13 protein-coding genes and 1 pseudogene are annotated in these 15,872 nt (G+C 47.5%); 8 read left to right on the top strand and 6 right to left on the bottom strand.

Translation table 11 applies throughout. From position 1 onward, the window contains the following. Positions 1-49: 49 nt before the first annotated feature. The 4 genes from fni to mvk are packed head-to-tail and all read right to left on the bottom strand — an operon-like array spanning position 50 to position 4,176. The gene (fni, locus tag HMPREF9698_RS06450) at positions 50-1,123 is read right to left on the bottom strand and encodes a type 2 isopentenyl-diphosphate Delta-isomerase (RefSeq protein WP_003778504.1); all 1,074 of its coding nucleotides are present in this window, start codon (positions 1,121-1,123) and stop codon (positions 50-52) included. Next, positions 1,116-2,204 carry a phosphomevalonate kinase gene (locus HMPREF9698_RS06455; protein WP_003778506.1) on the bottom strand — a complete coding sequence of 363 codons (1,089 nt, stop codon included), beginning with the start codon at positions 2,202-2,204 and terminating at the stop codon, positions 1,116-1,118. The genes fni and HMPREF9698_RS06455 overlap by 8 nt, the downstream gene beginning before the upstream one ends. 15 nt (positions 2,205-2,219) lie before the next feature. Beyond that, positions 2,220-3,230 carry a diphosphomevalonate decarboxylase gene (gene mvaD / locus HMPREF9698_RS06460; RefSeq protein WP_003778508.1) on the bottom strand — a complete coding sequence of 337 codons (1,011 nt, stop codon included), beginning with the start codon at positions 3,228-3,230 and terminating at the stop codon, positions 2,220-2,222. After that, positions 3,223-4,176 carry a mevalonate kinase gene (gene mvk, locus HMPREF9698_RS06465; RefSeq protein WP_003778510.1) on the bottom strand — a complete coding sequence of 318 codons (954 nt, stop codon included), beginning with the start codon at positions 4,174-4,176 and terminating at the stop codon, positions 3,223-3,225. Before mvk ends, mvaD begins: the two co-directional genes overlap by 8 nt. A 156-nt stretch (positions 4,177-4,332) precedes the next feature. Between mvk and coaA the strand changes: the two genes are divergently transcribed. The 6 genes and pseudogenes from coaA (at position 4,333) to HMPREF9698_RS06495 (ending at position 11,239) form a co-directional block, all read left to right on the top strand. After that, positions 4,333-5,262, top strand: a complete 930-nt coding sequence (gene coaA, locus HMPREF9698_RS06470; protein WP_003778512.1) for a type I pantothenate kinase — start codon at positions 4,333-4,335, stop codon at positions 5,260-5,262. 121 nt (positions 5,263-5,383) lie between these two features. Further along, positions 5,384-6,790, top strand: a complete 1,407-nt coding sequence (locus tag HMPREF9698_RS06475; RefSeq protein ID WP_003778515.1) for an aldehyde dehydrogenase family protein — start codon at positions 5,384-5,386, stop codon at positions 6,788-6,790. A 218-nt stretch (positions 6,791-7,008) separates the two neighbouring features. Next, on the top strand, positions 7,009-8,508 hold the full coding sequence (locus HMPREF9698_RS06480; RefSeq protein WP_003778518.1) for a nicotinate phosphoribosyltransferase: 1,500 nt from the start codon (positions 7,009-7,011) through the stop codon (positions 8,506-8,508). Continuing rightward, positions 8,508-9,347: an ammonia-dependent NAD(+) synthetase gene (nadE, locus tag HMPREF9698_RS06485; protein WP_003778520.1), complete on the top strand. Its 840-nt coding sequence runs from the start codon at positions 8,508-8,510 to the stop codon at positions 9,345-9,347. Before HMPREF9698_RS06480 ends, nadE begins: the two co-directional genes overlap by 1 nt. A gap of 14 nt (positions 9,348-9,361) precedes the next feature. Continuing rightward, positions 9,362-10,501 (top strand): N-acetylglucosamine-6-phosphate deacetylase, encoded by a 1,140-nt coding sequence (gene nagA / locus HMPREF9698_RS06490; protein WP_003778523.1) that lies wholly within the window; start codon positions 9,362-9,364, stop codon positions 10,499-10,501. A 67-nt stretch (positions 10,502-10,568) separates the two neighbouring features. Beyond that, positions 10,569-11,239 (top strand): annotated as a pseudogene (locus tag HMPREF9698_RS06495) (GntR family transcriptional regulator). Between the two features lie 626 nt (positions 11,240-11,865). On the opposite strand, the gene HMPREF9698_RS06500 reads toward HMPREF9698_RS06495, so the two are convergent. Further along, positions 11,866-12,876 (bottom strand): LCP family protein, encoded by a 1,011-nt coding sequence (locus HMPREF9698_RS06500; RefSeq protein ID WP_003778527.1) that lies wholly within the window; start codon positions 12,874-12,876, stop codon positions 11,866-11,868. 15 nt (positions 12,877-12,891) lie between these two features. Continuing rightward, positions 12,892-13,530 (bottom strand): YigZ family protein, encoded by a 639-nt coding sequence (locus HMPREF9698_RS06505; protein ID WP_003778529.1) that lies wholly within the window; start codon positions 13,528-13,530, stop codon positions 12,892-12,894. 129 nt (positions 13,531-13,659) lie between these two features. Here HMPREF9698_RS06505 and HMPREF9698_RS06510 point away from each other — a divergent pair, with 129 nt between their 5' ends. After that, entirely contained in the window at positions 13,660-15,009 is a 1,350-nt protein-coding gene (locus HMPREF9698_RS06510; RefSeq protein WP_003778531.1) for an ATP-dependent helicase ComFA, read from the top strand. Next, on the top strand, positions 15,002-15,694 hold the full coding sequence (locus HMPREF9698_RS06515) for a ComF family protein (protein WP_003778533.1): 693 nt from the start codon (positions 15,002-15,004) through the stop codon (positions 15,692-15,694). The genes HMPREF9698_RS06510 and HMPREF9698_RS06515 overlap by 8 nt, the downstream gene beginning before the upstream one ends. Positions 15,695-15,872: the final 178 nt, after the last annotated feature.

Raw genomic sequence — 15,872 nt, forward strand, 5'->3', positions numbered from 1 at the left:
TGTTTTTTATTATTGTATTTTCTACGGGCCCCTGCTTGGACACCGGTTTTCACCGTGTTTGGGACTTGGCCCGTCGCTTGGCATAAAGGGTTAGATCAATCTGCCGGGCCTGGCACCAGGCAGCGGTTTGGCCGGTAATCACCAGGTCTGTCTTCACCTGGAGGTCGGCAGACTTTTTGGCTCCCAGGATGGTATACCATTTCTTCAATTCTTCCTTCCACTGGTCAATAGTTTCTATGGCTTTATTGACGTCTTTGATGGCCAGGTGGAGGATTTGGTTAGAAATCCCTACCAGGTCTGCCCCCAAGGCTAGGGACTTGACAATATCAAGCGGGGTCCGGATGCCACCGGAGGCAATGATCTGACTTTTTTGCCGGGCCTCCATGGCTTCTAATAGCGAAATGGCAGTGGTCTGGCCGATGCCTTCAAAGTCATCTAACTTGTTTTCCTTCCGCCGGTAGTTTTCAATTTGGGCAAAATTGGTTCCTCCAGAGCCTGACACGTCAATGTAAGTCACACCAGCTTCTTCCAAAGTCTGGACGGTTTCCTTGGACATGCCAAAGCCAACTTCCTTGACAATAACAGGCAGGTCTAGTCCGGAACAGATGGCTTGGATATTGTCCAACCATTGACTAAAAGTCCGGTCACCTTCTGGCATGACAATTTCTTGGGGGGCATTGAGGTGGACTTGCAAGGCATCAGCCTGGAGGAGGTCCACCGCTCGTTTGGCATTTTCCAAGCCATGGTTGGCCCCTAGGTTGGCTAGGATAATATTATGAGGATTGATCTGACGGACCACCTGGTAGGAAGGGGCCAAACTGGGGTCTTTTAAGGCGGCTGAAACTGACCCGGTGGCCATGGCCAGCTGGCTTTCCCGGGCAATGATGGCTAATTTCTCATTGATGGTCTGACTCCACTGAGACCCCCCAGTCATGGCATTGATAAAAAAGGGGGCCTTGAAGTTGAGACCGGCAAATGAGACAGCCAAATCCACTTGGTCAAGATCAGTCTGGGGCAGGGAGTGGTGAACAAGCTGGACATCCTTTAAGGGGCTCTCTTTTTTACTATAAAACTTTTGAGCTAGGGAAACATGTTCGTTTTTTCGGTTGTTTGACTTAGTCATAGCAAGCACCATTTTCTACAATGTCTAGTCTTAAGGGCAAGATACCTGCATCCATCCATTCCCGGTAGATGGCTTCTATTGGGCTCTCCCTTGTGATTAGGCCAATGCCACAATCTCCACCGCCGGCACCGGAAGACTTGGCTTGGCCTCCGTATTTCGCGACAATATCGCACAAGTAGGTCAAGGCTTTGGTTTCGATGACTTTCCCCCGGCTTTGGCCCATTGCCTTGAGGAGGGTTCGGTTCTTTTGGATCCAAGCTAAGCTTGCCTGGGAGTCAGCCTGGCTTAAAGACTCCACCAAGCCGTCGACACACTCTTGGGATTGGTCTAAGAAGGACTGGAAGTCCAAGGGGGTCCTGGTTATTTTTTGGGGGTAGACAGCCTGAACCAATTTTTCTGTGGAGGCAGGCTGGCCGGTCCATCCGATTAAAAGCCTGAGGTCATGGGGCAGGCTGAGCCGGTCTAGACCTAGGCTAGGCCAATCCATGGCCAGGAGGTCCTTGATGGAATGGTTGGAGATTTGTTCTTGTAACCATTCTCTATCCAGGGACTGGTAGCGGATCACACCAGTATAAGTGCAGGCTGCCAAATCGCCAAAAGACCCCTTGCTCTTTAGCTGGATATGGGCGATGGCAGCTAGTTTGAAAATGTCTATGTCTTTTAAGTGGAGGTCGTAAAGAAGGCTCAGGCCTCGGATAACAGCGATGGTAACGGCCCCACTAGACCCCAGGCCAATTTTTTTGCCCTGGTAGTCCAACTGGCTCTTGATCTGAATCCCGTAACTTTTTAAAGGCAGGGACAAGGATTCTATGTAGGCTTCCACTGTTTGGATCACCGTTTCGACTAGGTGGAAGGGGTGGGACCAGTCCTTAAAGCTAAAGATACCATCTAACCGCTCCCAAGCATAGGCCTGGTTGCCATATGTTTGAGACCTGACTGAAGCTTGGTCGGGAGATGTTTCCCAAATGTCTAAAGTCAAATACCGGCTGACTGTCAGCAAGATCCCGGCATAGCCGGGGGTTACTACTGCGTATTCACCTGCCAAATAAAGTTTCCCCGGAATCCTTAAGCTATAAACCATGAAAACACCAGCTTTCTAGTTCAAAGGTCCATCAATAAAGGCCAGGCCTGGACCCGGTTTAGCTAAGACAAGATGCTTGTCGGGCCAGTCTTGGCTGAGGTCTGCTTTGAAGGCTTTAAGGTCAGCTTCCCTGCCAATAACCTTGACATTGGGGCCGGCGTCCATGGTGAAGTAGAGGGACTGGCCAGCCTTGCGCCGGTCCCATACTTCCTGCATCAGGGCTAAACTTTCTTTAGTCCAATAGGTGAAGGGGGGCTTGGCTGCCAGGTTGGTGGCATGCATTTTCAGGGCATTTCTTTCTGCAATGGACCCAACCTGGTCGAGGTCTTGGGCTTGGATAGCGGACTTGATGTCTGCTAGGTCTTGGTCCAGGCTGTCTAACCAGGCCTGGTAAAAGTCCGACGTCTCCTGGGTCAATTGCATGCCTTGGCTGGAGGAAATTGCCTTTGGTCGGTCGCTTACAATGACAAAGAGCATGGCAATATCCCACTGGGCCAAGTCGATGGGCTTGGCAAAGGAAGAGCTATCATCATGACCCTTTTCCCACTCGACAAAACCACCAAAAATACTTCGTGAGGCAGACCCAGATCCCCTGCGGGCCAATCGGGAGAGGTCAGTTGGGGATAGGCCAAGGTCTAAAGCATCAGCTGAAGCACCCGCCAAGGCGGCCAGACCAGAAGCAGAGGAAGCCAAGCCAGCTGCAGTGGCAACTTGGTTGTGGCTGGTAATTTTGGCCGGCCAGTCAAGCTGGGCTTGGTCCCGAACCAAGTCCAGGATGACCTGGGCCTTGGTTAAGGCGGACCCTTTTTCCTGTTTCCCGTCTAGCCATAATTGGTCCTGGTCCAAGTCTGGGTCAAAAACTACCTGGGTATCGGTATAAAAAGCGTCCAAGGTTAAAGATAGGGAGTTGTTATTGGGGATAATCAAGTCCCTATCAGCCTTACCCCAGTACTTGATCAAGGCAATGTTGGTATGGGCCCGGCAAATCCGGCCTAACTTTTTCTTTTCAAAGGCCTGCTTAGTCATGGTTGGCTTCTCCTAAGGGGTGGATCCAGGTTTCAATGGCTCCCGCTTTTTCCAATTTTTGGGCAATATTGGAGGCATCCTGGTTGCTTTGGGCTAGGGCAATCATGCAACCACCCCGGCCCCCACCGGTTAACTTAGCTCCGCAAGCTCCAGCATCTTGGGCTGCTTGGACAAGTTGGTCTAACTTGGGATTGCTGACAGTTAAATCCTTTAAGAGTTGGTGGGACTGGTTCAAAATCTCCCCTAAGCCAGGGAGGTTATTGGTCATGATTGCTTTTTTAGCCTGGTGGGTAAGCTGGCCGAGGTGGTGGACAATGTCCATGGTTTGAACCTTGGCAGTTTCAACCAGCTTCGCCACATCCCCAACGGCTTCTTTCGTGTGGCCCTTAATCCCAGTATCGGCTGCAATTAAATAGCCGTCAACATTTAAAGGGATGGCCTTGGGAAGCTGGTTGCGTTTAAAATAAACGGGGGCAATGGAGTTGACGACTGTAGCATCCAGACCCGATGGCTTGCCATGGGTAATTTTTTCGGCAATCTCGACATAGGCTGAGAGGGCTTCACTGCTTAAGTCGACTTGGAAGTAGTGAAAGAGGGCCTTGACTAAGGCGGTGGCCACAGCAGCACTGGACCCCATTCCTCTTTCAGCAGGGATCATGCTGTCGACCTTGATATACAAGTGGTCGCTGGACTGGTCTAAGTCGGCACAAACCGCTGTCAAACAGGCTTGAAGCCCTGCCAAGTCCCCGGGCGCTTGGTCTAAAGATCCGCAGTAGCAAGCACTTTCTAGATAGCTTTTGCCTTGGTAAGGACTAACTTCAACGGTGATGGTGGCTGTGGTAAAAGGGAGGGCGATGGCCGGCATGTTATAGACAACAGCATGCTCACCGATTAAAATAATTTTACCATGGGCAGTGCCTTTGGCTACATTTTTAACAAGCGTCATCCTTTTGTCTCCTTTGTCTATTTTTGTTTAGATACTTGTGTTATGATGAAATGGCAATTGCATCCTTTATTCTAATACATAACATGATATAGAATATAAAGATTTATTTAAAGAATCAAATTTGTTTTAAAATTATCAGCTTTTGGAGGTCAGAACATGAACAATTCCCGTATTTTTTTAGTCTATGACCGTAAAGACTGGCAGTCTCTTAGAGAAAATGCCAGCCTTTCTTTAACGGAAAAAAACCTAAATAACTTGCGTGCAGTGAATGACGTCATATCGATGGAAGATGTCCGAGAAGTTTACGTCCCCATTATCCAATTACTGGATGTCTACATAAAAAGTTACTACCGCCACCAGGCTTCCTTGATCAATTACTTGAACCTGGACCAGCCTAAAAAGTACCAACCCTATGTGATTGGGATTGCAGGGAGCGTGGCTGTGGGCAAGTCTACGGTTGCCAGGCTTCTTAAGTCCCTCTTGAGCGACTACTATCCGGAAAAAAAGGTAGACCTCCTCACAACAGATGGCTTCCTTTATCCGAATAAGATTTTAAAAGAGCGAGATATCATGGACCGCAAGGGTTTTCCCGAAAGCTATGATATGAAACGTTTGATTAACTTTATGACCGATGTCAAAAATAATGTTCCCAACATCCAGGTGCCCAAGTATTCCCACCAAGTTTACGACATAGTAGAAGGGGAAAGGTTGACCATTAACCAGCCAGACATCTTGATTGTCGAAGGGATCAATGTGCTCCAACTTCCTTCTAATGAGAAGATTTTTGTTAGCGATTTTTTCGACTTCTCCTTTTATGTGGATGCCTCAGAAAATCTGATTGAAAAATGGTACATGCAACGCTTTGGCACCTTTATGGATACCGCCTTCCAAGACCCCAACAACTATTACTACAAGTTTAATGACTGGGACCGCAAGGAAGCTTTTGCCTATGCCAACCAAGTTTGGGAAACGGTTAACCTAGAAAACCTCAGGGAATATATTCTACCCACCCGACTCCGGGCTAACCTCATCCTCCATAAAACCCATAACCACTACATCGACAAGATTTTACTCAAAAAACACTGATGTCAATACAAGCCAAGGACCCAGATTGGTCTTTGGCTTTTTACTAGCCAAAAACTAAAAAGGGCTATCATTTGTCATTATTTTAGCCATAGGGGATAATAAGGAAAAGGAGGTTTGACGGATGAAAACTTATGACAAACTTTACTACGATGGCCAGTGGCAAGAAGCTAAGTCGGATGACTACAGGGAAGTCATCAACTCAGCTAATGAAGAAGTTATCGCTAAGGTCAAAAGTGCCAGCAAGGAAGATATCGATTTGGCGGTTCAATCAGCCAATGAAGCCTTTGACAGCTGGAGTCAGTTAGACCCCAAAGACCGGGCTAGCTACCTTGAGCAAATCGCCCAAGGGATAGAGGATCGATTAGATGAAATAGCAGAAACAGTAGTTTTAGAATTAGGGTCTTCCAGGGACTTTAGCCAAAGTGCTCAGGCCCAAAATGCCGTTAATGAAATGCGGGCCACCCTTAAAGATTTTGCAGACTTTTCCTTTGTTGACCAAGTGGACCAGGGGCAAGTGGTCAAGGAGGGAACTGGGGTCGTTGCTTGTATCACCCCTTGGAACTTCCCTCTCAACCAGATTCAACGTAAGATGACCCCAGCCCTTTTAGCCGGCAATACCGTTGTGGTCAAACCAGCTTCTGAAACCCCTTTAACTGCCTACATCTTAGCTGACATTATCCACCAGGTTGGCTTGCCCAAGGGTGTCTTTAACATGGTCTTTGGGTCAGGATCTAGTGTCGGGGACTACCTGGCAGACCACCCAGATATCGCCTTAATTTCCTTTACCGGGTCTACTGAAGTGGGCCGTTTGATGTACCAAAAAGCAGGCAAAGGGATTAAGCGCCTGGTTTTGGAACTTGGAGGCAAGTCAGCCATGGTCTTCTTAGAAGGGGGCGACTTGGAAGCTGCAGTTAAACAAGCGGCCGATACGGTCTTGGACAACCAGGGCCAGACCTGTTCTGCCTTGTCCCGCTTAATCGTCCCAGGTGACCGGCTGGAAGACACCAAGGCTATCCTCAAAGATTACTACCAAGACATCCAGGTCGGTGACCCTAGCCAAGATGGGGTCAAGGTCGGACCGATGGTGTCAAAAGACCAATACCAAAGGGTCTTAGACTATATTGCAAAAGGTAAGGAAGAAGGCGCCCAAGTCTTACTGGGTGGCCAGGCGGTGGAAGGTCCTGGTTACTTTATCCAACCGACCGTCTTTACCGAAGCCACAAATGACATGACTATCGCTCGAGAAGAAATTTTCGGACCAGTCTTGACCGTTTTAACCTATGATAGTGTCGAAGAAGCCATTGCTATTGCCAATGACTCCCCTTATGGTTTGAGTGGGGCGGTGACTGGGCCTAAAGATGAAGCTTTTGAAGTGGCCAAACGCTTGCGGACAGGGAATGTGAATGTCAACCAAGCCAGCCGCAATCCAAGACTGCCTTTTGGGGGCTACAAGGAGTCTGGTTTTGGCCGAGAAAACGGGATTTACGCCCTCGATGACTACCTGGAACTCAAGGCAATTTTTGAATAAGTCCAGCTCACTAATTTAGAAGCAAACTAAATGAGTAAGAGGCCTGTCAGCTTTATTCTTTGGGAATAACTGACAGGCCTTATTATTATTTGCTGTCAACCTGCCTTATGCCAGGCTTGTTACTATCCATTCCTACTAGTTAAATGCGTTAACATTAATTTAATAGAATGATATAATAAGGCTAAATGAGAATGGACTAAACTAGGAGGACTATAATAGTGACCCAGTATGCGAATGATTCTTTAGCCTTGCACACCGACCTGTATGAAATTAATATGATCTTAACCCACTGGCAGAAGGGGAATGCTGACCGCCGTGCTGTTTTTGAAATGTACTTCCGAGACAACCCCTTTGGCATGGGCTATGCCATTTTTACTGGCTTGGAGCGGTTGATTGATTATATCGAAAATTTGCACTTTTCAAAAAGCGATATCGACTACCTGCGGGATAGCCAAAACTACCCTGAAGAATTCCTGGATTATCTGGCCAATTGGCACTTTAGGGGCAGCATCCGGTCCTACAAGGAAGGGGAGGTGGCCTTTGCCAATGAACCCTTGATTCAGGTTGAGGGCCCCATTGTGGACTGCCAATTGATTGAAACTGCTCTTTTGAATATTGTTAATTTCCAGACCCTGATTGCCACCAAAGCTGCCCAAATTAAAACCGTTGCCCAGGAAGATTCTGTCTTGGAATTCGGATCACGCCGGGCCCAAGAGATTGACGCCAGTGTCTGGGGTGCCCGGGCGACCTATATAGGCGGTTGTGACGCAACTAGTAATGTTTTAGCTGGCAAGCGTTTTGGCATTCCAATAGCTGGGACCCATGCCCATGCCTTGATCCAGGCCTACCGGGATGAGGTGGAAGCCTTCCGTGCCTATGCGGAGACCCACCGAGATTGCATTTTCCTGGTGGATACTTACAATACCTTAGATTCTGGTGTCCCCAATGCCATCCAGGTGGCCAGAGAATTTGGCGACAAGATTAACTTCAAGGGGGTTCGCTTGGACTCAGGCGACTTGTCCTACTTGTCTAAACGGGTCCGCCAGCAGTTAGATGAAGCGGGTTTCCCCGAAGCTAAAATTTATGCTTCCAGTGACTTGGATTCGTCAACCATCCTAAATTTAAAAATGCAGGGTGCTAAAATTGATGTCTGGGGGGTAGGAACCAAATTAATCACTGCCTATGACCAGCCAGCCTTAGGAGGGGTTTACAAGTTGGTTTCCGTCCAGGGCAATGACGGCCAGATGCACAACACACTCAAACTAACAGGGGATGCCGACAAGATCTCCACCCCAGGTAAAAAGCAAGTTTACCGAATCCACAGCCAGCAAGGACGCAAACCTGAAGGGGACTATATCACTTTTGATGATGAGAAAATTGATGAAAAAGGCGACCTCTTCATGTTCCACCCTAAACACCCCTACATCAATAAAACGGTCAAGGACTTTAAGGCTAGACCCCTTCTCCACGACATCTACATTAACGGGGAATTAGTCTACGACAAACCAGATCTCGAGAGTATCCGGGCCTATTCTGACCAATCTTTAGATGAATTTTACGAAGAATACAAGCGGGTTTTAAACCCTGAAAATTACCCGGTTGACTTATCAGAAGCACTTTTTAATGCTAAAATGGAAACGATCAAAGAATTTAGACACCAAGCCCAATCCAAGGAGACGAGAAAGGTTTTTGACGCCAAAGAAAAAGGTGAAGCTTAATGGGAGATGACTTAAGAGAAGAAATTCTTGACCAAATGAAGGTCCAAGCCCAAATTGACCCCAATAAGGAAATTCGCCGAACCATTGACTTTATCAAGGACTATCTTCAGGCCCACCCTTTTTTTGAATCCCTAATCTTGGGCATCTCCGGTGGCCAGGATTCAACCCTCCTCGGCAAGCTAGCCCAGATGGCCTGCCTTGAACTGAGGGAAGAGAAGGAATCTGACAAGCCAATCTTTATTGGTATCCGCCTGCCTTATGGGGACCAATTTGATGAAGCAGAAGCCCAGCAAGCCCTCGATTGGATCCAGCCTGACCAGGCTTTGACCATCAATATCAAAGAGTCTGTTGATAGTCTGGTTGAGACTTTTGCAGGCCAAGGCATTGACGTTTCTGACTTTAACAAGGGCAATATCAAGGCTCGGGTTCGGATGGTGGCCCAATATGGCCTAGCGGGTCACTTCCAAGGGGCTGTGTTAGGGTCTGACCATTCAGCCGAAAATGTTACTGGTTTTTTCACCAAGCATGGGGATGGGGCCAGTGACCTCAACCCCCTATTCCGCCTAAATAAACGCCAGGGGAAGGCCCTGCTTGAGGAATTAGGGGCTCCCAAGAACTTGTACCAAAAGACCCCCACAGCTGACTTGGAAGAAGACCAGCCTGGCTTGTCGGATGAAGACAAGTTAGGGGTTTCTTATGAGGCTATTGATGATTACTTAGAGGGCAAGCCTGTCAGCCAGGGGGACCAGGCAACCATCGAAAAATGGTATCAGCAAACAGCCCACAAGCGCCACTTGCCGGTGACTATCTTTGATGATTTTTGGAAGGAAAAAAATTAGAAAGAAGTGGAAAAATGGCAAGCGTTTTTACAAATGCAAAGATTTACTGTGGTAACCAGGTGATCGACCCAGGTTTTATTCGTTTTGACCGAGATATCAAGCAGGTTGGTCCCATGACAGACTACCAAGAAGAAGGCCAAGACCAGGTTAAGGATCTTTCAGGTCAGATCATTATTCCTGGTTTTATCGATATCCACAGCCACGGGGGTTATGGGATCGACAACATGGATGCTGACCCTGACAAGATTGATGAGATGGTGGACCTCTTCTTAAACGAAGGGATTACTTCTTACTTTGCCACCACCATGTCCCAAACTGCCTCTAATATTACCGCTGCCATGGAAGCTATTGCTGAGGCCATGAAAAAAAACGACCGAATACTTGGTGTCCACTTGGAAGGACCCTTTATTAACGAAAAACACAAGGGAGCCCAATCAGCTGACCACATTGTCCCAGCTAATTTGGACCTCCTTAAAAAATGGCAGGACATCACCGGTGGTAAAATTAAGTTGATTACTTATGCTCCTGAACAGGCAAATGTTAAGGCCTTTGAAGACTACTGCCTGGACCAAGGTATTGTTCTTTCTGCTGGTCACACGGATGCGACTTACGACGTCTTAGACCAGTCTCCGATTACCCACATCACCCACCTTTTTAACGGTCAAAAAGGAATCCACCACCGGGAACCCGGTACTGCAGGATTTGGCCTGTTAAAAGGGGATGACATTAAGGTTGAATTGATCGTAGACGGCCACCATATTGATCCTAAAATGGTAGACTTTGCCTACCGGATGAAGGGGGCAAAAGGCATTGTCTTGGTAACGGACTCCATGCGGGCGAAAGGCTTGCCGGATGGTGAGAGTGAGTTGGGTGGTCAAAAAGTAATTGTTAAAGACAGCACCGCCCGGCTAGAAAGTGGTTCCTTGGCAGGCAGTGCCTTGACCTATATTGACGCTTTTAGAAATATGATTAACTTTAGTCATTGTTCTATAGAAGAAGCTGTTTTAATGTCTTCAACTAATCAGGCTGAGGAGTTCAAGTTAGATGGCAAGGGCTACCTGGCTGAAGGTTATGACAGTGACTTTTTGGTCTTAGACAAGGACTTGAATTTGAATCAAACCATCGCAGCTGGCAAGGTGCACGATTGCCAATAAACTGGCAGATAGGGGGCTAACATTGACAGACCAAGAACTATCTGTTTACATTAAGATTCACAATCAAATGCGAGAGCAAATTAAACAAGGTCTTTGGAAGGAAGGGCAGAAGATCCCTTCCGAACGCAACTTGGCCGACCGCTACAATGTTAGCCGAATGACCGCCAGAGCAGCCATCAACAGCTTGGTGGCTGATGGTATACTAGAACGGCGAGTAGGGTCTGGGACCTATGTTTCCGTTAGTAAGATCAAAGAAAAGCTTAACGGCCTGGCCAGTTTTACTGAAACGGTTGAAAAACTGGGCAAGCAACCCTCTAGCAAGCTGGTTGCCTACTATACCAAAAATGCCAATTCCAGTGAAGTGGACAAATGCAACTCCAAGCCGGTGAAAAAGTCCTGGTCTTGGAGCGGGTTCGCTATGCCGACCAGGTCCCCATTTGCTATGAACAGGCATCCATCCCTAACAGGATTGCCGACCAGTTGAGTAAGGAAAACATTACCAGCCACCTCTACCAGAGCTTGGAGGAAGAAGGCATTCTCCAAGTAGCCTATGCTGACCAAACCATATCGGCTAGTTGGGCCAATGAAGCTGTGGCGGATATGTTGGAAATCAACCGGGGCGATGCCATCTTGAGCTTGCGCCAAGTTACTTATAGTCAGGAAGGCCAAGCCTTTGAATACGTCCGATCCAAGTATGTCGGCGACCGGTATGAAATGGTCATCCGGTCAAGCAAATAAAAAAAGTTTTGGTAGGTTTGGCCCACCAAGACTCAATATTTTAGAACCTAAAAAATCAAAAGAGCAAGGGCAGGCGAGTTCAGCTTGTCCTTGCTTTTTTCTTTGTCAAATAGCATTGGTGAGGTGCAAGATTGGGGGACCCTTGTTTTTGCTTGTCCGCTATTTGATAATTGTGGGGCATGCATTGGTGTTTCTTAGACAGTAATCCCGGGGGGAAGTTGGATTTTTGGGAAGTATAAACTTGACTTCCAAAACTTCCCTATTTTGAATTATTGTCCAGTTTCAATTCCGAAACTTCCCTATTTTGAATTATTGTCCAGTTTCAAGTCTAAAAGTACCGAATGACTACCCCATTATCGCCTTTCACGTCTGAAAGTACCGAACGGCTAGCTCATTGTCGCCTTTCAAGATCGAAAGTACCGAACGGCTAGCCCATTGTCGCCTTTCACGTCTGAAAGTACTGAATGACTAACCCCTTGCAAGCTTTCACTAGCAAGCAAGACCTCCATGCCCAACCCGTCCATTAGAAAAAGGCAACTGGAAGAAGTTGCCTCAATAAAATTGACTCTATTAAGCTAGTAAGGTCAAAAATGTAGAGTCTTTTCGGTATTCAGTCAAGCGGGTGTTTAGGAATCAAGTTCCTCATCTGTTTGCAAGTTTGCCCTACCATCATGGAGACCTTTAACCTCCAAGTGGTCTTGGAAGGTATCTGACAGGTCTTCCAAACTGTCTGGGTCGGGCTCTAGTCCATAAACATTGAAGCCGTAATGAGGGAAGAAGATTGTTGTGTCAGAGCCATCCATCAGGAAAGTCTCAATATCTTGTGCTGCCTCTCGGTAGTTCATGGCCAAGGTCAGCATCTGCTCACCATCTAAGTTGGTAGACAGGTGGGGGGAGATGGCATTTAAAATGGGGTTAAACTTGGCCAGGACATTCATGGTCGTGAATTCCCGGGCCAGGGCCTTGATGACTTTTTGCTGGCGTTCCTGCCGACCATAATCACCTTTGGGATCCTGCTTCCGCATCCGGGCAAAGCCCAGTGCTTCTTCCCCGTTCAGCTCTTGCCAGCCCTCTTGGATTTCGATAGGTTGGCCCCCACCCAAACTATTACTTTCAGTAAAGGCAAGGTCAGACTTAATCCGGATTCCCCCGACAGCATCAACCAAGTCAGCCAAACCTTGGAAGTCCAAAATGGCGTAGTGGGAGATGGGGATGTCTAGGAGTTTTTCAACTTCCTTGATCATGAGGTCAATCCCGCCATAAGTGTACATGGCATTAATTTTCTCAGTAAGACCAAAATCCGTTTCGACCAGGGTGTCCCTTGGGATGGAGACGAGTTTAATATCTTCTGAGTCCGGATTGATGCTAGCCACCATAATGGTATCGGTCCGTGAAGTCAGACCATTATCCATATCCATGCCCAGCAGTAAGATAGAAAAAGGTTTCTTCTCTTGGATCTGGTTGTAGTCTAACTGGTCTTGTGGTCTTTCTTCTTGGGCTACAGAAACTTCTTGGACAAATTGGTTGGTTCGGTAGGCATAATAACCAAAGATACCACCAACAATGAGCATGATACCAGCAATAAAAAACAAGACTATCCTTAGCCACTTATTCTTTTTATGTTGGTTACCACGCATAAACTTCCTCTTTCTTTAATTGATTTCTTGGTCAATATCGATGTAAGCTTTGGCACCCAGGTGGAAACTAGCCTGGTCATTGGTCCATTCAGTCACTTCTGACTTAAATTGGTCCACTTGTTCAGGTTCGACAAAGCATTTAAAAGTTACCTGGTCTGTGTATTCGGTATCGTTTAAGAGGTAGTCGGATTCTCTCAAAGCATTTTCTAAACTGCCAGAAACCGGGTAGGGAACGGTCACATCGAGGGCTTGTAAGGATTGGCGTTTAACTACACCAATAGCTTTCACTGCATCATTGACTGCCCCACTATAAGCCCGGATCAAGCCACCAGCTCCTAGTTTCTTCCCGCCAAAATACCGGGTAACCACAGCGGTCACATTCTTCAGTTCCCGCTTTTTGAGAATTTCCAGCATCGGCACACCGGCTGTCCCACTGGGCTCACCGTCGTCATGGGCCTTTTGAATGTCATCCTTCATTCCAATGGTGTAGGCTGAACAATTATGGGTGGCCTTGTAGTGGTCTTTTTTAACGGACTCGATAAAACCATTGGCTTGGTCTTCGGTCTCCGTCCGGGACATCTGGCAAATAAAGCGGGATTTGTTAATTTCAATTTCATAACTGCCCGCTTCCTTAATTGTGTAGTATGATTCCATAAAGACACCTACCTATTTCCAGTACATTGTAACATAATAGTCGGTTAAGTCGGAAAAATCTTTATAAAATTATTAAGAAGAAAAAATGATTTTCCATCTTTTTTGCGTATATATAGGTGAGGTGGTGAAATGAAAGAGGAATTACTATACGGCCGGCAGCTTTTAGCACGGGAATTACCCTTAGAGTTCGACCCGGCGTCCAACAAAAAGCTTCAAAGCTATCCGGCTTTTGAGGAAAAGTCAGGCAAGTGGATTTGCCGTCGGTGCGGAGCCCATGTTGTCCCTATTAAACCTACTTTTTGCCAATGTGGCCAAGAATGTGGTTACTGTACTCAGTGTATTCAAATGGGCAAGGTCAAAAGATGCCTGTCCTTTTACCATATTGAAGAGGAGAATCGTTTTCCTAAGATAAAAGATCCCCTGGCCTGGCAAGGACAGCTGTCGAGCCAACAAGACTTGGCTGCCCAAGATATTGTCCAAGCTATCCTCAACCGGCGAACCCTCCTGGTATGGGCTGTGGCCGGGGCAGGTAAAACTGAAATGCTCTTTAAGGGCTTGGCCCTGGCTATTGAGAAAGGTTACCGGATTGGCTTGGCTTCCCCCCGGGTGGATGTTTGTCTAGAACTTTATCCCAGGCTCCAGGCAGCCTTCCCTAAACTTGCTATTTCCCTCCTCTATGGTCAAATGGAAGAAGACTATGTCTATCGCCAGATGACCATCGCTACCACCCACCAGCTCTTACGGTTCAAGCAAGCCTTTGACCTTCTCATCATTGATGAAATTGATGCCTTCCCCTTTGACACTGACCTCGTCTTGCAAAGAGGGGCAGACCAGGCCCGGAAGGAGAACTCGGCATTAATCTACCTAACGGCCACTCCTAACCGGCAGATGCAGAAGCAAATCAAACAAAAGAAAATCCAAGCCACTATCCTGCCGGCCCGCTACCATGGTCACCCCCTGCCAGTTCCAAAGCTGAAGCGATCTAAAAATTGGCAAGTCAACTTACTCAAGAAGGCAGGGAAGACCCCGGTTGACCGGGCCATCGCCAGTCGCCTCCAAGCAGGGCGCCGCTTTTTAATTTTCCTACCCAATATTGCCTGGTCCAAGCAATGGGAGGGGGTCCTTGAAGCCAAGTTTCCCCAGGCTAAGTTTGCTACTGTCCATGCCCAGGATCCCGACCGTAAAAGCAAGGTCATAGCCATGAGACGGCAAGAGCTGGATTTTTTAGTGACTACCACCATCCTAGAAAGAGGGGTAACCTTTCCCAATATTGACGTCTTGGTAGTAGGGGCTTGTGACCGGGTTTTTACCGAATCCTCCTTGGTTCAAATTTCGGGACGGGTAGGCCGGTCACCTGACTATCCGACCGGGGACATCCTATTTTTTTATCATGAGACCAGCCTGGCCATGAAGCGGGCAGTCAAGCAAATTAAATTGATGAATAAACTAGCAAGAAAGCGGGGGTTATTACATGAATGACCAATGTATCCACTGCCAGGAAGAGTTTCATGCACCCATTTCTTTTAAAGACCTACTCTTGTGGAAGCCCATTGACCAAGGACTGGTTTGCCCCAAGTGTTTTAGCCGTTTCCAAAAAGTTGATCCAGCTAGTATGTGTCCAACTTGCTCTAAGTACCTTGAAAGTGGGGCTGTCTGTGCCGACTGCCAAGCTTGGCAAGACCTGTACCCTGACATCTCAGGTCGGCACTTAGCCTTGTTTTACTACGATGACTTTGCCAAGGACTGGATGTTTGAATTCAAGATGAAAGGGGATATCCGCTTTGGCCTGGTTTTTGGCCAGGTCTTGAGAGAATGCATCAAGAGACACTTCCCCAACCACCTACTGGTTCCCATTCCTTCTTCGACTCCCCACTTTAAGGACCGGGGTTTTAACCAAATCGATGTTATCCTTAGTGTCCTGTCCTTTGAATATGAAGATTTACTGGCCAACACGAGCCATGGCCTTGGCCAGGCTAAAAAAACCAGGGCTGACCGCTTGCGAACCGACCAGCCCTTTTCCTACCGGGGGGCAGGGGACTTGACCCAAGTGGATATCCTTCTGGTCGATGACGTTTATACTACTGGCCGCACCCTTTACCATGCTAAAAGGCTTTTAACTGACCAGGGAGCTAGACGGGTGGACAGTTTGTCCCTCTTCCGTTAATTGCCATGACTCAACTATCTTCTTAAGTCGGCGGACATCTTCAACTAAGGACCTTTATGGCAGAAGGGACAAAAGCAAAGTGTTCTCCGACCTTGTCGCTAGGCCTAGACCTTACCGAAAAAATGTCAGCCGGGAGGCATCAGTTCTTGCTTTATCAAGTAATTCTACCTATCCTTGC

The organism is Alloiococcus otitis ATCC 51267 (assembly GCF_000315445.1).
Lineage (GTDB): Bacteria > Bacillota > Bacilli > Lactobacillales > Carnobacteriaceae_A > Alloiococcus > Alloiococcus otitis.

What these genes read in the sequence shown, in the direction of transcription:
- fni (WP_003778504.1), bottom strand. Translation starts at nt 1,123, where the DNA reads ATGACTAAGTCAAACAACCGAAAAAACGAACATGTTTCCCTAGCTCAA.
- HMPREF9698_RS06455 (WP_003778506.1), bottom strand. Translation starts at nt 2,204, where the DNA reads ATGGTTTATAGCTTAAGGATTCCGGGGAAACTTTATTTGGCAGGTGAA.
- mvaD (WP_003778508.1), bottom strand. Translation starts at nt 3,230, where the DNA reads ATGACTAAGCAGGCCTTTGAAAAGAAAAAGTTAGGCCGGATTTGCCGG.
- mvk (WP_003778510.1), bottom strand. Translation starts at nt 4,176, where the DNA reads ATGACGCTTGTTAAAAATGTAGCCAAAGGCACTGCCCATGGTAAAATT.
- coaA (WP_003778512.1), top strand. Translation starts at nt 4,333, where the DNA reads ATGAACAATTCCCGTATTTTTTTAGTCTATGACCGTAAAGACTGGCAG.
- HMPREF9698_RS06475 (WP_003778515.1), top strand. Translation starts at nt 5,384, where the DNA reads ATGAAAACTTATGACAAACTTTACTACGATGGCCAGTGGCAAGAAGCT.
- nadE (WP_003778520.1), top strand. Translation starts at nt 8,508, where the DNA reads ATGGGAGATGACTTAAGAGAAGAAATTCTTGACCAAATGAAGGTCCAA.
- nagA (WP_003778523.1), top strand. Translation starts at nt 9,362, where the DNA reads ATGGCAAGCGTTTTTACAAATGCAAAGATTTACTGTGGTAACCAGGTG.
- HMPREF9698_RS06500 (WP_003778527.1), bottom strand. Translation starts at nt 12,876, where the DNA reads ATGCGTGGTAACCAACATAAAAAGAATAAGTGGCTAAGGATAGTCTTG.
- HMPREF9698_RS06505 (WP_003778529.1), bottom strand. Translation starts at nt 13,530, where the DNA reads ATGGAATCATACTACACAATTAAGGAAGCGGGCAGTTATGAAATTGAA.
- HMPREF9698_RS06510 (WP_003778531.1), top strand. Translation starts at nt 13,660, where the DNA reads ATGAAAGAGGAATTACTATACGGCCGGCAGCTTTTAGCACGGGAATTA.
- HMPREF9698_RS06515 (WP_003778533.1), top strand. Translation starts at nt 15,002, where the DNA reads ATGAATGACCAATGTATCCACTGCCAGGAAGAGTTTCATGCACCCATT.